This window comes from Aquimarina sp. 433 (genome assembly GCF_054054605.1).
Map to the genome: position 1 here is coordinate 307,667 of NZ_JBSWZK010000001.1, position 21,478 is coordinate 329,144.

A 21,478-nucleotide genomic window follows, 5' to 3' on the forward strand; every position below is an offset into this window, starting at 1 on the left:
AGTACGCGCAGTGCAATTTTAAAAGAACACAAAATCAATACATTACACAACACCAGGCCTTCATAATCAATACAACTAATTCCTTTACAATATTCTTTATTTATTGATAAGGCTATTTATATTAATTGTTTATTAAAATCCTATTTAATTCTGTTTTCCAACGAGAATATGCTTCTTTATAATTATCTCTATTTTGTAGTGGATGATAAGTGATCACATGATCATTCTTGGTAATCATAGTACCAAAATCTCCAAAAGTTCCATCACTTAGCCCAGCAGCTCTGGCAGCCCCAATAGCTCCTGTAGTATTATAAATCTCAATCTCTTGATTGATCAGCGCTGCTACGGTATTGGAAAATATTTCTGATCGAAATAGATTATCATTTCCTGCGCGAATGACTTTGATATCTACATTGTCTTTTTTAAGAATTTCTAAACCATAAATAAATGAAAATGCAATCCCTTCTAGCGCTGCTCTAAAAATATGTGACCGTGTATGTTTGTTTAAATTTAAATTACAGATATGTGTTCCTAAAGTTTTATTATCAAACATTCTTTCTGCTCCATTTCCGAAAGGTATGAGCTGTAAATCATTAGATCCGACCGATACCTTGGATGCATGAGAATTCATGGTTTGGTATGAGTTGGTTTCTAAATTCAGGTTGTTTTTTAACCAACGATATTGAATCCCGGCTCCATTAATGCATAGTAACTTACCTATACTAGCATGTTCTTCTGTATGATTTACGTGTGCAAAATTGTTGACTTTTACTCCTTCCTTTACCTCTAAACTATCAGTAATAGCATACAAAACTCCAGAAGTACCTCCAGTAGCAGCTACTTCTCCTGGATTAAAAACATTTAGTGATAAAGCATTATTTGGTTGGTCTCCCGCTCTATACAAAATAGGTATTCCAGCTTCTAAACCACTTTCTTTGGCACCATCTTTTGAAAGTACACTTTGCTCCGAAAACGTAGGAACAATATCTGGAACGATGTTAGTATCTATTTCGAAATGTTCTAATAACCAATTTGCCGATTTTTTCTTTTTAAAATCCCATAATGTCCCTTCTGATAAACCAGGAATGGTAGTATTCAAAACCCCTGAAAACTTAAAGGCAACGTAATCTCCCGGTAACAAAAACTTATGAATTTTAGCATAAATCTCGGGTTCATTATCTCGTACCCATTTCAATTTGGATGCTGTAAAATTAGCTGGTGAATTCAGCAAATTATTTAGACATGTATCTTCTCCTAATTTTTCAAAAGCATCTTCTCCAATATTTACTGCTCGGCTATCACACCAAATAATAGAATTTCGAATTAAATCATGATTATGGTCTACAAGTACTAATCCATGCATCTGATATGCAATTCCGACACCCTTAATCCGATTGGGAGTAATTGCATTTTCTTTTAGTAACCTCTTAGAGGCTTTACATACATATTGCCACCATAATTCTGGATCTTGTTCTGCCCAATCTTTCTCGATAGCGATGATATTCATTTCTTCTTCGGGTTCACTTAGAGATGCTACAGACTTTCCTGTTTCAGCATCAACTAGCGCTGCCTTTACTGATGAACTTCCTATGTCAAATCCTATATAATACATGTGTTATTTTATTTCAGATACAAAAGTTTCATTTCTTTAGGCGAAACAAAACTTATTTCTAAAGTATCACCGAAAATTGGGTTTAATAGTTTTCGTAATTTTTACTATACGAAGTCTACCGTTCTCCAGCAACATTTTCATTTCTCGCCGCAATAATTAAGTTATCTTCTTAAAAAAAAGCTTTATCAGTAAACTTTTATTCTTTTAGTAGTCATAAAAAAGAAGTAAATTAACACACCATTCATTTTAAAACTCTTAACTCATTAAATAGATAATACAATGAAGAAAGCTTCAATTGTTTATGTTATACCTATACTTTTGGTAACAGGTATTCTATTAGCTTCTAATTTGAAAGCACCTACAGCATACATTCCAGTTTCTTCAAATGAAGCTGTAAAAAAAGGTGCTTCGGATGAAAATTACAACAAGATGATGGACGTTCTTGTAAGTCCACGTTGTATCAACTGCCATCCTAACGACAATATTCCAAAACAAGGAGAAGATGGACATCCACACTATTTTGGAATGTCTAGAGGTGAAAACAATCTAGGATATCAAGCTACTAAATGTACTACCTGTCATCAATCAGAAAACAACGATTATTCGGGTGTTCCTGGAGCACCAGAATGGAGTCTGGCACCAGCTAGTATGATGTGGGAAGGTTTAAGTAGGAAAGAAATTGCAGAATCTATGCTTGATCCGGAACGTAATGGAGGCAGAAATCACGAAGAATTAATGCATCACTTAACAGAACATGAACTCGTACTTTGGGCATGGGAACCAGGTGTTAGAGCGGATGGCACACCAAGAAAGCTACCTCCAGTACCTTTAGACGAATATATTATTGCGGTAAAACAATGGTTTGAGGATGGTGCTGTAATCCCTGCCGAATAATTACTAATAACTAAAATTAATACTTATGAAAATAGCATTTACTATTAACGGAAGTTCACAAACCGTTGACATAGAAGATGGTAACACTCCTTTATTATGGGTAATAAGAGATATCCTAGATTTAAAAGGTACTAAATTTGGTTGTGGTAAAGCAGCTTGTGGAGCGTGTACAATTATGGTTGAAGGAGAAGAAGTACGTTCGTGTTCGTATGCTGTTAAATTTGCAGAAGGAAAAAAAATCACCACTATAGAAGGTCTGGGCACACCAGAAAATCCACATCCTGTTCAACAAGCATGGATTGAAGAAGTAGTACCACAATGCGGTTATTGCCAACCAGGATTTATGATGGCGACCGCAGCATTATTAGAAAAAGTACCAAATCCAACGGATGATGATATTGATCAAAATATTATAAATGTTTGCCGTTGTGCTACTTATTACAGAATGCGAAAAGCAATCCATCGTGCTGCCGAAATAAAAAACAATTCCAATAGCTAAAATTACGATTATGAGTAACAAAGAAAAAAAATCGAAAGGAATCTCTCGTCGAAAATTTTTAGTCAGAGGAGGTTTAGGAACTCTTGGTGTATTAGCCGTTGGCACCTACGTATTTAGAAATCCATTACGCCGTTCTATGTTAGAAATGGCAGAAACAATGGCTCCAACTTATATGGGAAGTGGAACAGAACCCAATCTTTGGTTTGAACTAACTAAAGAAAACAAAGTCATTTTTCATTCTCCCAAAGTCGAAATGGGGCAAGGTTCTTTTACCAGTTTTGCTCAAATGATAGCCGATGAAATGGATCTAAATATTGACCAGATCACGGTTATTGGTGCTGCTACAAAAACAGGTGTTGTAGACGCTATGAGTACTGGCGGGAGCTTATCGGTTGGTGGATTATGGCAACCTCTCCGTGAGTTATCCGCTACTATGAGAGAAATGCTAAAAATAGAAGCTGCCAAGAAATTAGGTATAGACGTTTCCTCTTTGTCTACTAAAGAAGGTATTATTTCTGGAGGCGGAAAAACAATGACCTATGCAGAAGTTGCTAACGATATTACTGAATGGGATATTCCTGACACACCAGAATTAAAACCAATGAAAGATTATAAATTCATTGGAAAACCGGTAAAGCGTATTGATTTAAATGCTAAAGTTTTTGGTGATCCTATTTTTGGTTTGGATGCTGAAATGCCAGACATGCTTCATGCAGCTATTATTAGACCTAGTGTTGTAGGAGCGAAATTTAAAAGTGCTGATACTACCAAAGCCGAAAAAATGCCTGGTGTTGTCAAGGTTGTTCTCATGGATGATTGGGTAGGAGTTATTGCAAAATCTTATGCCCAAGCATTAGCTGCAAAATACAAAATCAATGTAGATTGGACGATAGAAAAACGCTATACAGAAGAAGATTTGCGTAACATGCTACGAGTAGGTAAAGGAAATGAAAGCATTACCCAAAAAGCTGGAACAGCACTAAATTCAGACGACAATGATGTTATCTCTATGGAATTCACCAGTCCTATCGGTGCTCATGCTCAAATAGAACCCAATGGAGCAGTTGCTGATTATAATAATGGAGATATTACAATTATACTTTCTACACAAGTGCCTGGTGCTACTCAAAAAGTGGTCGCAGAAGCTTTTGATGTGGATACCGAAAAAGTAAATATTATTCCTACCTACTTAGGTGGAGGATTTGGTAGAAGATTAAACACCAATCATGCAGTACAAGCTGTTCAGTTATCTAAGGAAGTTGGGAAACCAGTAAAATATATTTTTACACGAAAAGAAGAGTTTCAACATGATCTATTCCGCCCACCTACACAGCATATAATGAAGGGAAAACTAAATAACGATGGTTATTTAGAAGCTTTAGAACATCACTATGCAAGTGGTGATGTAGCGGTCAATGCCTTAATCATGCCGGGAATTCTAACATCTGTTCTTGGTACTGATTTAGGAGCTATGAGAGGAGGACAAATTATGTATGATAAAGTACCAAATCATCGAGCAGTACAATGGCATACTACCTTGCCTTTCGCTACTAGTTGGTGGAGAAGTTTAGGTCTATTAGCAAATACTTTTGCGATTGAAAGTTTTGTAGATGAAATGGCTATTCGTGCGGATAAAAACCCAGTTGATTTCCGCTTAGCAAGTATCTCCAATGAAGGTAACAAGAAACGATTATACGATGTTGTAAAATTAGCAGCAGAAAAAGGTAAGTATAATGACAAACCGGTTAATGGTCGCGCCATGGGCTTTGCTGCGTCTACTGATGCTAATTCACCAGCCGCACATGTGGTTGAAGTCTCTATAGAAGACAACAGCATAAAAGTTCATAAAGTAACTTGCGCTTTTGATTGTGGCGTAGTTGTAAACCCAGATCAAGTGAAAGCCCAGTGCGAAGGTTCTATCATTATGGGAATGAGTGGTGCTATGTTTGAAAAAATGACCTTAGAAGATGGAGAACTGACTCCTACAATTTATGGTCCTTATGATATGGCTCTAATGAAACATGCTCCTAAGCAAATTGATATACATTTTATTCAGGGTGCTGACATTCCTTTACCCGTAGGTGAGCCTCCAATGGGACCGATTGGCGCCGCAGTAGCCAATGCAGTTCGTAGATTAACAGGAAAACGATTAACTGATTTACCGCTAAAATTATCTTAGATAAAACTTCCATTATTTTTGTAAATCATTATTAGACAACACCATTTCAACAACTTAAATCCTTTTACAAAACCTCTAAAAACAATGAAACCTCTTGAAAAAAATCAAGAGGTTTTCTTAAGCATTTAAAATTGGTTAAACATCGAATTTTTATATGACGACTGTAGTGTTTATATCTTTACAAAATTTATAATCGATAAGGATCTAAAGTTTCGATACTTCCATCTTCTCTATAAGTTATTTCAGCAACTTTCACAGAACGTAGATGTGTTACTCCGTTTGATAAACTCGAATCATGGTAAAACAAATACCATTTACCTTCAACTTCGCAAATAGAATGATGTGATGTCCACCCAACTACTGGATTAAGAATGCGTCCACCATACGTAAAAGGTCCATAAGGATTATCTCCAACAGCATAACAAATAAAGTGCGTATCTCCTGTAGAATATGAAAAGTAGTACTTTTCATCATATTTATGTAACCAAGCAGCTTCAAAAAAACGTCTATCATTATCTCCAGCCAAAAGTAAATTTCCATTTTCATCTAGAATTTCAATAGGCTTTGGTTTTTCATAAAATTCTAATAAATCATCTGTTAATTTTGCTACAAATGGTAAGAGTGCTGGTTCATTATCTTCTGGGAGAAATGCTGTTGGGCTTTCAGGCTGATTTGGATTAAACTTTCCAGTACGCCAACGTTGCAATTGTCCTCCCCAAATTCCACCAAAATACATATAGTAATTACCATCATCGTCTTTAAAAACAGCGGGGTCAATTGAAAAACTTTCCTTAATTGGTTTTGGCTGCGCAATAAATGGGCCTACAGGAGATTTACTTGTAGCTACTCCGATTCTAAAAATATCATCATGATCTTTAGCTGGAAAATATAAATAATACATCCCATCTTTTTCATTAGCATCTGGAGCCCACATTTGGCATTTTGCCCAAGGAACATCATCCACATGCAATGCCACTCCATGATCCTCTGCTGTGCTATCTATCGTATCCATTGAAAGCACATGATAATCTTCCATTGCAAAATGACTCCCTAGATCATCAAATGCTTCTCCAGCATCTATATCATGGGAAGGGTAAATATAAATTTTATTGTTAAACACATGTGCAGAGGGATCTGCAGTATACATATGCGAAACTAGAGGTTGTGAAATTGCTTTTCTATTTAGATCCTTAAAATCTATATGATCTATGCTTTCTTCTGCCATTATTAAAAAAATTAGGATTCGTTTCTACGTTGTTTAAGTTCTGATTCTATTTGCAATTCCATTTTTTTATTAATTTCATAAAAAAATAATAACACTATACCTATTAAAAAAGGAATCGCAGGATAAATACTGACTAACATTTTAGTCCCATGAATTGCTGTCGGGCTTTGTGTCATCAGTTCAGGATTATAGTCATAAGCACCAAGAATTGATGCAACTAATGCACTACCTATACTCAACCCTCCTTTTAATCCAACCATCATAGCAGAAAAAATTATAGCTGTGGCCCGTCTATTCGTTTTCCATTCTGAAAAATCTGCTACATCTGCAATCATGGTCCATAAAATAGGAGTACTAATCCCATAAAAGAATCCATGTAGTATTTGAGTTCCGAATATTAAACCAACGGATTCAGGAGAAAAAAAGTAAAATACAAGTATAAAAAGTGTTGATATAAATAAGGATATTCCAAAAACATTACGCTTACCATATTTATCGGCGAGTCTTTTAGAGAGCATAATACCTACTAAACCAAATAATATACCTCCACCATTAAAAACTCCGAGTCCAAAAGAAGTTTCATTCTCAAAGGTTGGTAAAAAACTTTTGAAAGGTGTTAAAAATGCATCTAGCTTTTCTGCATTTACATAATTTTCAAAATAATACACATAGGATCCTCCTTTCATAGCTAAAGTTATGAAAACCAAAACTGTAAGAGCAAGCATAATAATCCATGGACGATTTTTTACTAGGTCAGATATATCTTCTTTTAATGTTGATTTTTGTTCTGGAGTAGGAACAATTCTCTCTTTGGTAGTAAAAAAAGTAATAAGCAACATAATGGTTCCTATAATTGCCAAATAAGTCATTACGGTTTCCATTCCTTCAGCTTTATTTCCATTACCGGCTTTTAGAATTAGATCGTACATAAATACTTGCACAAAAAACTGGGCTCCCATTACAGCAACGAAACGATATGCAGACATACTATTTCGTTCTTTCATATCTCCTGTAATTACGCCACTCAAAGCTGCATATGGTAAATTATTAGCGGCATAAAGCAACAACAACAAACTATAGGTAATTACGGCATAAATAACTTTTCCTTTATACTCAAAGTCCGGTGTACTAAATGCCAGAAGTGCAGAAACACCTAAAGGGATCGCTGTAAATAAAATCCATGGTCTGAATTTTCCCATTTTACTCTGAGTTCTATCTGCAATAGCCCCGATGATAGGGTTAAAAACAAATGCTGCTATCAACCCAACAGTAAGTGTTACAATTGCAGTATCCTCAGGTGTTAATCCATAAATATCAGTATAGAAATACGCAAGGTATGTAACCAGGGTTTGGAATACCAAATTAGCTGCCAAGTCACCAAGAGAATAGCCAATTTTTTCTTTGATAGATAGTTTATGAGTGTTTAAATTCATGTTATATTAATCTTTAGAAGATTATTGCTTTAATGCAATTACACGTTCGTAAGAAGATTTTGGTTGAAACTCGCGATCAAACAATAAAGGGTAATTGGTACGTCCTTTGATAGGCCAGTTGTTAAGCCAAGACTGTCCATCATTGACTCCCCAAAAAGTTACTCGACTTATTTTTTCTTTGTGCTTTAGAAAGAGTTTGAATATATCTTCATATCGGCTATTTATTTTTTCTTTGGCTCCTGATGTTAATCCATTTGGATAGGGATTAAACTTAGGATCTCCTTCATAACGTTCATAGCTTTGTTCTACAGCTGCTCCATTTAGTTCCCAAGGATTTGGTAGTGCAGTAACATCTAATTCGGTGAACATAACCTCAACACCTAGTGCTGCATATGCAATAATACTGTCTTCTATATCCTTAATAGATGGACCTTCTATACTCCAATGAGCTTGCATGCCTACAGCATCTATTTTTATACCTTTCTTTTGTAAGTTTTGGACAATACGTATTACACCTTTTCTTTTTTCTGGTTTCCATAAATTATAATCGTTATAAATCAGTTTAGCATCTGGATCTGCTTTGGCCGCTAGCCGAAATGCTAGCTCAATATAATTTTCACCTCCCATCACATTGTAAAAAATAGATTCTCTGGGAGTCCCATCTTCATTCAAGGCTTCATTTACAACATCCCAAGAATGAATCTTTCCTCTATATCTACTTACGATGGTATTGATATGTTTTTCTATATAATTTGCCATATCCGTGCTATCTTTTACTTCATGCACCCATGGAGCCAATTGACTATGCCAAACCAAAGTATGACCAACAATATGCATACCTGCTTTTTGACCTAACTCTACGTAAGCATCGGCAACATCAAAGAAATAAGCATCTGGTTCTGGATGAATTTGCTCCCATTTCATATCGTTTTCTGGAGTAATAGCACTAAACTCTCTTTGTATTACTTTTAAGGCTCTTGTATTTATTTCTTTAATCTGACTTGTATTTAATGCAGCTCCTATCAAAAAGTCTTCTTTGAAAGTATCTTTTAAAGATACTTCCTGATTTTTTTCGACACTTATAGTTTCTGATTTTGCTATTCCCGTTTGTCTCTTTTCATTGCATGAGCAAAACCAAACCATGGTAGCTGACAATAGGAATATTTTAGTTTTCCTAGACATATATCTCTCAAATATTTTGTTATTCATGCTTTTTATCATTATTCCTCTAAAAACTGTTAGATTTAACATTGGCAAAATAATGTCATAGGATAAATAAGCAAAGTATCTCGGCTTATCAAGCCTGAAAATCTACTTAAAAGTTTTAGTAAAATTTGATAGAGGTTACCTATTTATGGAAATAAAAGACTAATTTTTTAAAAGAAAAACTCCTAAATGTGATAATTAATGAATATGAAAAGCTTTTCATATTCTCTTTTCGAAGGAAAACGTTGTAAAAGTATTACATAAAAAGAAACGTCTAAAAACAAAGAAACCTCTTGAAATTATCAAGAGGTTTTCTTAAGTACTCGGGACGGGACTTGAACCCGTACGAACTAATGTTCATTGGATTTTAAGTCCAACGTGTCTACCAATTCCACCACCCGAGCGTGATATATGTTTTCTCAGAGCGAAAGACGGGATTTGAACCCGCGACCCTCACCTTGGCAAGGTGATGCTCTACCCCTGAGCTACTTTCGCAGTTTTTATAAGAACTTCGCAATTCCTTATTGCGGATGCAAATTTAAAACATTTCTTATAATACCAAAGCCTTTTTTAAAAAAAGAATAAAATTTTATTTTAACTAACAATACTTCAACACAATAAGATCAAATCTTTCTTCCGATAATCAGTTCCCGTTTTTCAATTGGATTTATTCCACTAGCTGTTTTGAAAAAGTTGTCCCCTCATTTTCCAAAACAAAGTCTCACTAAACCTGAGAAGCTTTCTTCCTGGTTAACATACGTTTAATCTCATTCAATTTCATCAAAGCTTCTACTGGAGTAAGGGTATCTATATCAATATTTACGATTTCCTCTTTAATTTCTTCTAATAATGGATCATCTAAATTGAAAAAACTCAATTGCAATTCATCTTCTTCCTGAATCCCTTTTATTTTATCAGTAAGTTCTTCGCTGCTGTGAGATTTTTCGAGTTTTTTAAGCATTTTATTTGCCCTGTGTAATACCTGCTGTGGCATTCCTGCCATTTTTGCTACATGGATTCCAAAACTATGTTCACTCCCACCTGGAACCAGTTTTCTAAGAAAAAGAACATTATCTTTTAACTCCTTCACCGCAACATTATAATTTTTAATTCGATGGAACGTATCACACATTTCATTCAACTCGTGATAATGTGTTGCAAACAATGTTTTAGGTTTTGCAGGATGCTCATGAAGAAATTCGCTAATGGCCCAAGCAATAGAAATACCATCGTACGTACTAGTCCCACGTCCAATTTCGTCTAACAACACCAAACTTCTATCTGATATATTATTCAGAATATTTGCTGTCTCATTCATTTCTACCATAAACGTAGACTCTCCCATAGAAATATTATCACTAGCTCCCACTCTAGTAAATATCTTATCCACCACTCCAATTTTAGCTTCATCTGCTGGAACAAAACTTCCCATTTGAGCTAACAAAACAATCAATGCAGTCTGTCTTAAAATAGCAGATTTACCACTCATATTAGGGCCTGTAATCATAATCATTTGCTGATCTTCTCTATTTAAAGAAACATCATTAGCGATATACTGTTCTCCTGGTGGTAATTGCTTTTCTATTACAGGATGACGACCATTTTTAATCTCAAGAACATGCGAATCATCAATTATTGGACGAGTGTAAGAATTTTCATTTGCTAATTGTGCATAAGAACACAAACAATCTAATTGCCCTATCAAACTGGCATTTAATTGTACCGGTTTTATGTATTCATTCATCCATACGATTAAGTCACCAAACAACTGTTGCTCTAACAATAGAATTTTTTCTTCAGCACCTAGAATTTTAGCTTCATATTCCTTTAATTCTTCAGTGATATATCGTTCTGCACTAACCAATGTCTGTTTTCGAATCCAATTCTCTGGAACCTTATCTTTATGTGTGTTTCGTACTTCTATATAATACCCAAAAACGTTATTAGATGCAATTTTAAGAGAGGTAATACCTGTAGCCTCGGTTTCTCTTTCTAACATTTTATCTAAATAATCCTTTCCGGAAAAAGCAATGGATCTAAGTTCATCTAATTCATCTAAATAACCATCTGCTATGGTATTCCCTTTTAATATATTTACAGGAGCCTCTTCATTCAGAGTTTCTTTGATCTTGTTTCTTAGCAATTCGCAATCATGCAGCGTATCACCAATAACTTTTAAAGCATCGTTCTTACTATTAGTCGCCTGCGCTTTTATTGGAACAATAGCCTCCAATGAATTTTTTAATTGGATTATTTCTCTTGGATTTACTTTACCCGTAGCAACTTTAGAAATTAAGCGTTCTATATCTCCAATTTGCTTAATCTGATGCTGAATTTTCTGAAGTAAATCTCCATTATCCAAAAAATACTGAACAACTTCATGACGTTTATGAATGTTTGCAATATTCTTAAGTGGCAATGCTAACCATCTTTTTAAGGTTCGTCCACCCATTGGAGAAATAGTCTTATCAATCACATCGATAAGGGTAACCGCATTAACGGCATTAGGGCTGTATAATTCTAAATTACGAATTGTAAAGCGATCCATCCAGATATATTCATCCTCTGCAATTCTCTGAATAGAAGTTATATGTTGTAGTTTATGATGTTGTGTTTCGCCTAGATAATGAAGAATCACACCTGCTGCAATAACTCCTTCTTGTAAATGATCTACACCAAACCCTTTAAGAGATGTCGTTCCAAAATGTGTTTGTAAGGTTTCATTGGCATAATCTGTCTTAAACACCCAATCTTCAAGAAAAAAAGTATGGAAATCGCTTCCAAAATCACCTTGAAAAGATTGTTTTTTGGGTTTCGGAATTAAAACTTCACTTGGGTTAAAATTACGTAGTAATTTATCCATTTGTGCAATATCACCTTGCGCCGTTAAAAATTCTCCAGTGGAGACATCTAAAAAAGCAATTCCCAATTCTTTCTTTCCGTAGTGCAAAGCACACAAAAAGTTATTGGTTTTACTTTGCAACACCTCATCATTTAGAGCCACACCTGGTGTAACAAGTTCTGTAACTCCTCTTTTTACTATAGTTTTGGTTTGTTTTGGATCCTCTAATTGATCACAAATCGCTACCCTTTCTCCTGCTTTTACAAGTTTAGGCAAATATGTATTCAAAGAATGATGAGGAAATCCTGCCAGTGCTGTTTCATGTTCACTGCCATTTCCTCTTTTTGTCAATACAATATTCAATATTGCCGCTGTTTTTATAGCATCGCCTCCAAATGTTTCATAAAAATCACCTACTCTAAATAGTAATAACGCATCAGGATATTTCGCCTTAATTGCATTATACTGCTTCATTAAAGGAGTTACTTTTTTTTCTTTCTTTGCTTTTTTTGCTGCCAAAGGGATATGATTTTGTGTAACGGCTAAAGTAGGTAATCTCCATTTTTTTTTGAAAAGAAGCCTACAGGAGTTATTCATTTTTATTCACAATCATATTTCCCTAAAAGGTACATCTAAGGAAATTCTTAATTAATCCTATTTTTGCTGCAATGGAAAAAAATCGAAAACTAAAAAATAGCGAATTAGACCGTAAAACGGTCACAGAGTTTAAAGAAGCAAAGAAAACACCTCTTATTATTATTTTAGATAATATCAGAAGTCTTAATAACATTGGATCTGTTTTCAGAACTGCGGATGCTTTTCTAATTGAAAAAATATATCTGTGTGGGATCACAGCCACTCCTCCACATAAAGATATTCAAAAAACTGCTTTGGGTGCTACTGATACCGTAGATTGGGAATACAAGGAAAACACCTTGGAACTTGTCCAAGAACTACAACAGCAACAGATACAAATATTATCTATCGAGCAAGCAGAAAATGCAGTAATGCTTAATGAATTTAATCCCGAACCAAATAAAACATATGCAATCATATTTGGTAATGAAGTAAAAGGAGTACAACAAGATATTGTAAGCCTAAGCGATACTGTTATCGAAATACCTCAGCATGGCACTAAGCATTCTTTAAATATATCTGTTAGTGCCGGAATAGTTATATGGGATTTGTTTAATAAGGTAGTCTGAGATTCTATCTTTCAATCTTTGTCAACAGCTTACGCAACCATTTTTCATAGTATTCATCTATTAATTGAAAATAAAAAAGGGGACTATGAAAAAGAAAATTATCACTACAATAAAATTATATGTAGTATTCTCATTAGTATCAGTAATCGGTTATAGTTGCTGCCCTGAACAAAAATATCAAATTCAAAATATTAGAAGTATAGAATTATTTGAGCTTAATACAACATCTACTCCAGATTCTGAAGTTGTATTAACAGGAGAGTTTACCTTAATCGCAAGGTTCGACATAAACAATATCGCGTCGAGTAATATTAATGTTAACCTCATTCCTTCTGCTTATGCTTTTCATACATATTGTGATAATACCTCCTATATAAATGAATTAAATTTAGAAAGTCTTAAAATAAGTCTCGACAAAGATTTCATATATGATGGTAACATAATCCACGCCAATTCTAATTTAATCGAAATAACTGAAATAGCGAATAACATTGATCTTTATTTAACGACTCTTTATGTAGATTTTTTAAACGAGTTTTTAGAAAAATCTCAATTCGAAAATCAGGAATATAACTTCACCTTTTCTATTGAAACCACTGATGGATTACAATTTGACAAAGAAATATCGGCTACTTTAAACTTATAAATAACCTGTCATTAAAAAGATATTCCCGATTTTGTTTTGTAAGTTTAATGCTAACTAACGCTATATAACCATTGCAAAATGAAAAATATCACGATCGCACTTGTTCTATTTCTAGCTATACTGAGTTGCAATGAAAAGGCAACTAAATTAGAATCCAAGAATGAGGAACCTATGACTGCAGACCAAATAATTACCAAAGCAAAGGAGATTCACAAAAATGTAATTACATTGGACACCCACTGTGATATTAATATTAAAAATTTTACTGACTCTATTAATTACACACAGGATCTTAATTCTCAAATAACTTTACCCAAAATGGAAAAGGGAGGTTTAGATGTAGCTTGGTTTATCGTATATACGGGTCAAGATTCACTAAGTGCTAGTGGGTTTAAAAAAGCCCATGAAATTGCTATGTCGAAATTTGACGCTATACATCGTTTAGTAGATACGATTGCTCCGGATCAGATAGCATTAGCCAAAAATTCTTCTGAAGTTCGTAACATTCATAAATCTGGTAAAAAAGTTGCTATGATCGGTATCGAAAACGGGTATCCTATCGGAAATGATATCAGTAATGTAAAAAAATTCTATGATCTTGGTGCTCGGTATATGTCATTATCTCATAATGGTCATAGCCAACTTTGTGATTCTAATACAGGAGAAGCAGATGATATTTGGTTACATAATGGACTTAGCGACTTAGGAAAAGAAGTAATCAAAGAAATGAATAAATGGGGAATGATGATCGATGTGTCTCACCCATCAAAAGAGTCGATGCGCCAAATGATTGAACTTTCTAAAGCCCCAATTATCGCTTCTCACTCTTCAGCAAGAGCTTTGTGTGATCATAGCAGAAATCTAGACGATGAACAATTGCAGTGGCTAAAAGATAATGGTGGTGTGGTACAAACAGTAGCTTTTACTTCTTATTTAAACACAGAAAAGTTTGAAAAGAGAGTTGTAAAAGAAGTTGAGATAGGAAAACAAATAGCAGATTCTATGGGTGTTACCTGGTTGGAACGAGAAGAAGTAATGAAACTAAGTACCGAAGAAAAAGAAACGTACTATGATTTTTTGGGTAAAATGGCAGCAATCCGACGAGCAAAAGTTAAAAAAATGAAAGACTTACCACCTGCGGTGAATGTAGAGGATTTTGTAAACCATATTGATTATATGGTAGAAAAAATAGGAATTGATCATGTGGGTATCAGTTCAGATTTTGATGGTGGCGGTGGAATTGAAGGTTGGAGCGATGCCTCCGAAACCTTTAATGTAACCCTAGAATTAGTGAAAAGAGGGTATACCGAAGAGCAAATAGAAAAATTATGGAGTGGCAATCTTTTGCGCGTATTGGATGAAGTTCAAAAGGTAGCATTTGACCTTCAGAAAAGTTAATGTTGCAAAATTGATTTCAATACCCAAATATAATCTGATCGGTTTTTAATAAAATCTTTTTCAGAAATATCTATGATCCTAACATTTAAATCTGGCTGAGCTTTAATAAACCGCAAATATCCCTGGTTGATCTTATTTAAGTACTCTGCTGGAATTTTTTGTTCATAATCCCTTCCTCTTTTTTTAATGTTTTCTAAAAGACGTTCAGTATTTTGATACAAATAAACATACAGTCCGGGTTTTGGCAAATCTCTGTACATGATATCAAAAACCTTTTTGTACAATGTATACTCATCTTCCTGCAATGTGACCTGAGCAAAAATCAAAGACTTAAACACATCATAGTCACTCACAACAAAATCCTTAAACAAATCTAATTGACCAATATCATCCTGAAGACGTTGATATCTATCAGCTAAAAAAGACATTTCCAAAGGAAAAGCATAACGCTCCATATCCTCATAGAATTTTGGCAAAAATGGATTATCAGCAAAACGTTCTAAAACTAATTTTGCATTAAACTCTTCGGAAATCAAATGAGCTAGGCTTGTTTTTCCAGCGCCAATATTCCCTTCAATAGTGAGATACTGAACATTAGACAGCAAATACTCTTCTTTTGGATTTACAATTTGGCCTTCTACTAATACGACAGCGGATTCATCGGGAGTGTTCTCCAACAACTCACCTACTGTTAGGTTCATAACAGGATGGATTTCTTCTTTTGCAATCTCTTCGAGCGGTTTTAAAACAAACTTACGATCTTGCATAGAAGGATGTGGAACTCGTAATCTTTGCGTATCACTTGTTCCTTCTGAAGAAAAAATAATATCCAAATCAATAATCCTTGCCTCATACCCTTCCGAATTACTTCTATTTCTACCCAATGAGGTCTCTATTTGGAGAAGCTTCTCTAAAACCTGCGTAGTACTATAAAAGGTTTTTAGAAGAACACAAGCATTATAAAAGTCATCACTGCTAAAACCCCATGCTGGTGTTTGATATACGCTGGATATTTTAACTACATCTCCTAGTTCGTGATAAATAGCATTCACTGCTTTCTGAAGGTGATCTAACTTATTACCTATATTACTTCCTAAAGAAATATGTATGCGATGCTGTGTTTTCAAGCTGGGTTTTTTATAATCTAATCGGAACTCCGTATTTTTAAGAGCAAATTAAGGAAAACAAAACCACTTCACCTTATTTTTGTGCGAAGTATTATGAACTATTTTTTATTTTGAATTCAACTTCTTTAAATCCAAAAGACAAAGCAACAGCCTACCGAATTTACCTTATTCTTGGAGCGTTATTTATATCCTCATTAGTTGTTTGTAATCTCATCTTTCAGAAATTTTTTCAATGGGATTTTTTCGGAATCTACACCTTCACTATAAGTGTTGGTCTTATACCATATCCATTAACCTTTCTTATCACGGATATTGTGAGTGAGATCTATGGGAAGAAAAAAGCCAATCTCATGGTTACAGCTGGAATTTTTGCATCCGTTTTTTCTCTTTTGATAATTTATGGCGCTGCCTCTGTAGATGCTTACATTGATCCTGGAACCGACCCAAATATTCAGGTAGATAACGATACTTTTAATTTAGTTTTTGGTAAAAGTTTGATCTCTGTATTTGCATCTATGACCGCATATCTATTTGCTCAATACATAGACATAAGGATTTTTCATTTCTGGAAGCGAATGACCAAAGGAAAACATCTTTGGATAAGAAATAATTTTTCCACTTTTCTTTCTCAACTTATAGATAGTGTTACTATTATCTCTTTGCTGTGCCTTAATGAAATATTTTCTTGGGATAATTTTATCCCTTTTGTTATGAGTGGCTTCTTATTTAAGGTCATCGTAGCTACTATAGACACTCCGTTTTTATACCTAACCGTATTTGGTCTTCGAAAAAGATTTCAGTTGAAACCAGGTGAGGAATTAAACTTGGAATATTAAAATCTAACAAATAGTTAACTCAAGAGCCGCAACATAATACACGGTTAAATCGTTACTTTACATAAAAAGCAAGAATAATGGTAAAAAAGATCCTTAAAATATTCGGCATTATTATACTGGTCCTAGTAATAGCACTCATATCAGTTCCTTTATTATTCGGAGGTACCATTAAAGATAAGATCCGCTATTTAGCCAATGAACATGTTAACGCCAAAGTTGATTTTGCGGATGTTGACATTAGCTTAATCAGAAGTTTCCCTAAAGCTTCTGTAATTATTGAAGAACTTTCTATCATCAACTTCGCCCCTTTCGAAGGAGATACGCTTGCGTATGCTAAAAAAATATCTTTGGATATGTCGATCAAAGAATTATTCAAAGGCGCATCGGATCCAATAAGTGTACAAAAATTTATTATAGACGAAGCTAATATTGCCGTTAAAACAGATTCTTTAGAAAATTCGAACTTCGATATTGTAAAATCTTCAGGAAAAGAAGAATCCGCGCAAGAAGAAGAAAGTAGTTCATTTACATTTGAACTAGATCATTATGAGATTAACAACAGTAAGCTTTTATATCAAAATGATGTAAGTAAAATTGCCTTACGCATGACGAATGTTAATCATAGCGGTGATGGATCTCTGTCAGGAGACAAGATTATCTTAGACACTAAATCAAGTTCTAAAGTATCTTTTAGCTTAGATGACACGAATTATTTAAACAAAAACGCCTTACAATTAGAAGCAGCACTGGAACTGGATCTGGAAAACCAGCGATATGCATTTAAAGAGAATAAGGCTTTGGTAAATCAGCTACCTCTTGAGTTCAAAGGGTTTGTGCAACTTTTTGAAAAGTATACAGATGTTGATATTAGTTTCAGCACTCCTACATCAGATTTTAAAAACTTTCTTGCTGTTATTCCTGAAGCATATGCAAAGAACTTAGATGGCGTACAAACGACAGGAGAGTTTTCAATCAATGGAATGATCAAAGGAAAATCCGATGATACTTACATCCCTAAAATGGATATTAAAATTGCTTCCAACAATGCATCTTTCAAATATCCAGATCTACCAAAAAGTGTTCAAAATATCACTATTGATACTCAAATAAAAAATGACACTGGTTTAGCTGATGACACGTATGTTAATATAAACAATCTTACTTTGAGAATTGACCAAGATACTTTTGCTGCTAATGGTAGTCTAAAAAAAATAACTTCCAATATGATTGTGGATATGGCTGTAAAGGGAACGCTAAACCTTGCTAACCTAGACAAGGCGTATCCAATGGAGCTAGAACAACAACTAAACGGAATATTGAAGGCAAATGTAAATACCAATTTTGATATGGAGTCTTTAGAAAAAGAGCAATATCAAAATGTTAAAAGTTCTGGAACTATAAGTTTAGATAAATTCACCTATGCTTCAGCTGAATTACCTAGTAAAATAAAAATAGAAAACGCTAATGTCAACTTTCAACCAGGAAAAATTACATTAGAAAAAATGAATGTTACTACTGGCAAATCTGATCTAGCTGCAGCAGGTACGATACAAAATTTAATGGGGTTTTTATTTTCAAAGCAAGACCTGAAGGGAAATTTCGATGTTAGTTCGGAGATATTCGCAGTAAATGATTTTATGGTTGCGGAATCAGAAACAACAGAACAAGAGACCACTGAAAATTCCACTAATGACGCCCTGAAAATACCTTCATTCATAGATGCAACTTTAAATTTTGACGCGAAGAAGGTACTATATGACAATCTTGAATTAAAAAACACCAAAGGAAGTGTAAAAATAAATGACGAGACAGCCTATTTACAGAATGTAACATCCAATCTCTTTGATGGAGGCCTTGCGTTTAATGGACAAGTTTCTACTAAAACAGACACTCCTAATTTTGGAATGAACCTGGATTTAAGTAAAATCAATATCGCTAAATCTTTTGCTAGCCTTGAGCTATTGCAGGGATTAGCACCTATTGCCAAAGCTCTCACCGGAGCATTAACCACCCAAATAAAACTTAATGGAAATCTTAATGACGATCTTACACCAGTATTGAATTCTTTAAAAGGAAATGCGTTAGCAGAAATTCTAAATGCGAAAGTAAATACTTCGCAAACACCGTTATTATCTAATTTAGATAACCAATTAAACTTTTTAGACCTCAACAAACTAAATCTAAAGGATATCAAGACATCTTTAAACTTTGACGACGGTAAAATAAACGTAAAACCTTTCGATTTTGATATCGAAGGCATTAAAATTACAGCTGGAGGAAGTCATAGTTTTGACATGAATATGGATTACAATGTATCTTTAGATGTACCTGCAAAATACCTTGGTAATGAAGTTGGTGGACTGATCTCACAATTAAGCGCTCAAGAAACTAATGAAATGAAGGTAGCACTTCCGGTTGGAATATCAGGAAACTTTTCTAATCCAAAAATCAGTCTTAATACAGGTCAAGCAGTAAAACAACTTACCCAACAGATTATAGACAAACAAAAAGACAAAGCCAAAGACAAAATTATAGGAGAAGGCTCTAAAGTACTTACAGATTTGCTCGGTGGTTCTAAGAAAAAAGATTCTACCACCTCTACTACATCAGATAAACCTGAAGACAAATTAAAAGATGCTGCGAAAGATATTTTAGGAGGTTTTTTAGGCAAAAAAAAGAAAAAAGACACAACAGGCACTAAAAACTAGATCTATAATAATTAATAGTTGTTAAGGTTTTTTATTATTTTCTTAATCAAGACATTACTGTATTTCGTTTTGTTTAAAAATTAATTGCAGATGGTAGCTTATACAATAATTAATTTTTTTTACGTTTATTTCTTAGTACTTTAGTACTGGGATATACAAAAAAAAGTAAAGGTTATAGTTGGGATAACTCATTTATAAACCTTTTAAAAAAACGTCTTATTAGAACTTCACAAATAACACCCGTCACTGTTACAATTTATTTTTTTAGTCAATTCATTGTAAACTAAACAATAATTTTTTAACACTTAGATTAACTATTTAGTAAAGTTACATTTTGACTAACTTATGCTTATAGTTATAATTTTACATTAAAAATAATCCCCAAGTATAAATTATGAAACTAGCAATTTTCCCCATTGTATTTCTTTTATTTATTTCATCATTATCATATTCTCAAAACGCGATGAATGATAGTTCGATGAGCTGGATGAAAGGATGGACAAATTTTGACCCTAATCACGAAGCATATCCTGAAGCCGATCGTGATGTTCCTAATATTATTGATGAAGACACTTATCTGTCTAATAAATTCACCTATCTTCTTTCTGGAAATGTTTATGTAATCAATGGCGCCACATTAACCATAGAGGAAGGAACCATTTTACGATGTGATACAGAAACTCCAACAAGTTTGGTAATCACTAGTGGATCCAGGTTAATCGCTAGAGGTTTAAAAGGACAGCCAATCGTTTTCACTTCCGACAAATCGCCTAAAGCTAGAAAAAGTGGTGATTGGGGCGGAATTGTAATCTCTGGTTCAGCTACTATAAACTCTCCAGCGCCATCAGGAGTAATAGAAGGAAACTTTTTACCGCAATACTCATTATATGGTGGTAATGATGATGATGAAATGACTGCGATCATGACCTATATTAGAATTGAATACGCAGGAAAAAAAATCAACCAATCTAAAGAGCTAAATGGTCTTTCGTTATACGCTGTAGGAAAAAAATCAATTTTAAATAACATTATGATCAGTCATTCTGCTGACGATTCATTTGAATTCTTTGGAGGAACACTAGATATAAATAATTTAGTTTCTTATAAAGCTAAAGATGATGATTATGATTTTACTTTGGGATACAGAGGTGAATTGTATAACATTGTTGCCATAAGACATCCATATATTTCGGATATAAGCGGTTCTTACGCAATTGAAATTGACGGATATGACAAAAAATCTGGGCTAACTGCTAAACAGTTATCTTCCGTAAGAATAAAAGAAGCAACACTTATTAATCTATCAGACAATAGTAATTACCAGCATACATCGGCCGCTATTTCTTCTAAAAATTTAGCACAACTAAATTTTTCAGACTCGAGAATATCGGGTTTTGCTAATGTTGTAAAATTTGATAATTCTTATACATCTTATAGCAACCTGCAACAATCTTTCTCTTTAGAAAATAGCATCTTTAATGTTCATGATCAGAATGTTGTTTCACGTCTAGCAGGAACAACAGATGTTCAAAAACTATTAAAATATAATATGTTCACGACTCAGTTTAAAAGTGCAGCGGACCTTTTCGAAAATCCTTTGGACAAAAAAAATCCTAAATTTACTTTAAAACAATCCCGTGATAGTTATACAGTTATGCAGTAAATTTT

General features: G+C 34.1%; 15 protein-coding genes and 2 tRNA genes. 9 read left to right on the forward strand and 8 right to left on the reverse strand.

Annotation, left to right across the window (positions count from 1 at the left end; all coding sequences use genetic code 11):
• Positions 1-121 precede the first annotated feature (121 nt).
• The gene (locus ACWNT5_RS01405; RefSeq protein ID WP_456516397.1) at positions 122-1,612 is read right to left on the reverse strand and encodes a xylulokinase; all 1,491 of its coding nucleotides are present in this window, start codon (positions 1,610-1,612) and stop codon (positions 122-124) included.
• A 279-nt stretch (positions 1,613-1,891) separates the two neighbouring features.
• On the opposite strand from ACWNT5_RS01405, the gene ACWNT5_RS01410 reads away from it, so the two are divergent.
• From ACWNT5_RS01410 to ACWNT5_RS01420, 3 genes are read left to right on the forward strand one after another with little or no spacing between them, the layout of a single operon-like run.
• Positions 1,892-2,506: a hypothetical protein gene (locus ACWNT5_RS01410; protein ID WP_456516398.1), complete on the forward strand. Its 615-nt coding sequence runs from the start codon at positions 1,892-1,894 to the stop codon at positions 2,504-2,506.
• Positions 2,507-2,531: 25 nt separating this feature from the next.
• Complete coding sequence (locus ACWNT5_RS01415) at positions 2,532-3,005, forward strand: (2Fe-2S)-binding protein (protein ID WP_299603350.1); 474 nt, start codon at positions 2,532-2,534, stop codon at positions 3,003-3,005.
• 10 nt (positions 3,006-3,015) lie between these two features.
• Positions 3,016-5,184 carry a molybdopterin cofactor-binding domain-containing protein gene (locus tag ACWNT5_RS01420; RefSeq protein ID WP_456516399.1) on the forward strand — a complete coding sequence of 723 codons (2,169 nt, stop codon included), beginning with the start codon at positions 3,016-3,018 and terminating at the stop codon, positions 5,182-5,184.
• Between the two features lie 187 nt (positions 5,185-5,371).
• Here the strand turns inward: ACWNT5_RS01420 and ACWNT5_RS01425 are convergent, their stop codons facing one another.
• The 6 genes from ACWNT5_RS01425 to mutS form a co-directional block, all read right to left on the reverse strand.
• Positions 5,372-6,409 (reverse strand): glycoside hydrolase family 43 protein, encoded by a 1,038-nt coding sequence (locus ACWNT5_RS01425; RefSeq protein ID WP_456516400.1) that lies wholly within the window; start codon positions 6,407-6,409, stop codon positions 5,372-5,374.
• An 11-nt stretch (positions 6,410-6,420) separates the two neighbouring features.
• On the reverse strand, positions 6,421-7,842 hold the full coding sequence (locus ACWNT5_RS01430; protein ID WP_456516401.1) for an MFS transporter: 1,422 nt from the start codon (positions 7,840-7,842) through the stop codon (positions 6,421-6,423).
• A 21-nt stretch (positions 7,843-7,863) separates the two neighbouring features.
• Positions 7,864-9,051, reverse strand: coding sequence for an endo-1,4-beta-xylanase (locus ACWNT5_RS01435; protein WP_456516402.1), 1,188 nt, complete (start codon positions 9,049-9,051; stop codon positions 7,864-7,866).
• Between the two features lie 317 nt (positions 9,052-9,368).
• Positions 9,369-9,452: transfer RNA gene (locus ACWNT5_RS01440), tRNA-Leu, on the reverse strand.
• A gap of 19 nt (positions 9,453-9,471) precedes the next feature.
• Positions 9,472-9,543, reverse strand: a tRNA-Gly gene (locus ACWNT5_RS01445).
• A 229-nt stretch (positions 9,544-9,772) separates the two neighbouring features.
• A complete protein-coding gene (gene mutS / locus ACWNT5_RS01450; protein WP_299604659.1) occupies positions 9,773-12,364 on the reverse strand; it encodes a DNA mismatch repair protein MutS in 2,592 nt (863 codons plus the stop codon).
• A gap of 194 nt (positions 12,365-12,558) precedes the next feature.
• Between mutS and ACWNT5_RS01455 the strand changes: the two genes are divergently transcribed.
• The 3 genes from ACWNT5_RS01455 (at position 12,559) to ACWNT5_RS01465 (ending at position 15,139) form a co-directional block, all read left to right on the forward strand.
• Entirely contained in the window at positions 12,559-13,095 is a 537-nt protein-coding gene (locus ACWNT5_RS01455; protein ID WP_299895085.1) for a TrmH family RNA methyltransferase, read from the forward strand.
• An 85-nt stretch (positions 13,096-13,180) separates the two neighbouring features.
• On the forward strand, positions 13,181-13,741 hold the full coding sequence (locus ACWNT5_RS01460; protein WP_456516403.1) for a hypothetical protein: 561 nt from the start codon (positions 13,181-13,183) through the stop codon (positions 13,739-13,741).
• Between the two features lie 78 nt (positions 13,742-13,819).
• A complete protein-coding gene (locus ACWNT5_RS01465) occupies positions 13,820-15,139 on the forward strand; it encodes a dipeptidase (RefSeq protein ID WP_456516404.1) in 1,320 nt (439 codons plus the stop codon).
• Here ACWNT5_RS01465 and folK read toward each other — a convergent pair.
• Positions 15,136-16,266 (reverse strand): 2-amino-4-hydroxy-6-hydroxymethyldihydropteridine diphosphokinase, encoded by a 1,131-nt coding sequence (folK, locus tag ACWNT5_RS01470; protein ID WP_456516405.1) that lies wholly within the window; start codon positions 16,264-16,266, stop codon positions 15,136-15,138. The genes ACWNT5_RS01465 and folK overlap by 4 nt on opposite strands.
• Positions 16,267-16,376: 110 nt before the next feature.
• On the opposite strand from folK, the gene ACWNT5_RS01475 reads away from it, so the two are divergent.
• The 3 genes from ACWNT5_RS01475 to ACWNT5_RS01485 all read left to right on the forward strand — a co-directional run bounded on the left by ACWNT5_RS01475 (position 16,377) and on the right by ACWNT5_RS01485 (position 21,473).
• The gene (locus ACWNT5_RS01475) at positions 16,377-17,102 is read left to right on the forward strand and encodes a queuosine precursor transporter (RefSeq protein WP_299603376.1); all 726 of its coding nucleotides are present in this window, start codon (positions 16,377-16,379) and stop codon (positions 17,100-17,102) included.
• A 77-nt stretch (positions 17,103-17,179) separates the two neighbouring features.
• Positions 17,180-19,810: an AsmA family protein gene (locus tag ACWNT5_RS01480; RefSeq protein WP_456516406.1), complete on the forward strand. Its 2,631-nt coding sequence runs from the start codon at positions 17,180-17,182 to the stop codon at positions 19,808-19,810.
• Positions 19,811-20,204: 394 nt separating this feature from the next.
• Positions 20,205-21,473: a hypothetical protein gene (locus ACWNT5_RS01485; RefSeq protein WP_456516407.1), complete on the forward strand. Its 1,269-nt coding sequence runs from the start codon at positions 20,205-20,207 to the stop codon at positions 21,471-21,473.
• Positions 21,474-21,478 lie beyond the last annotated feature (5 nt).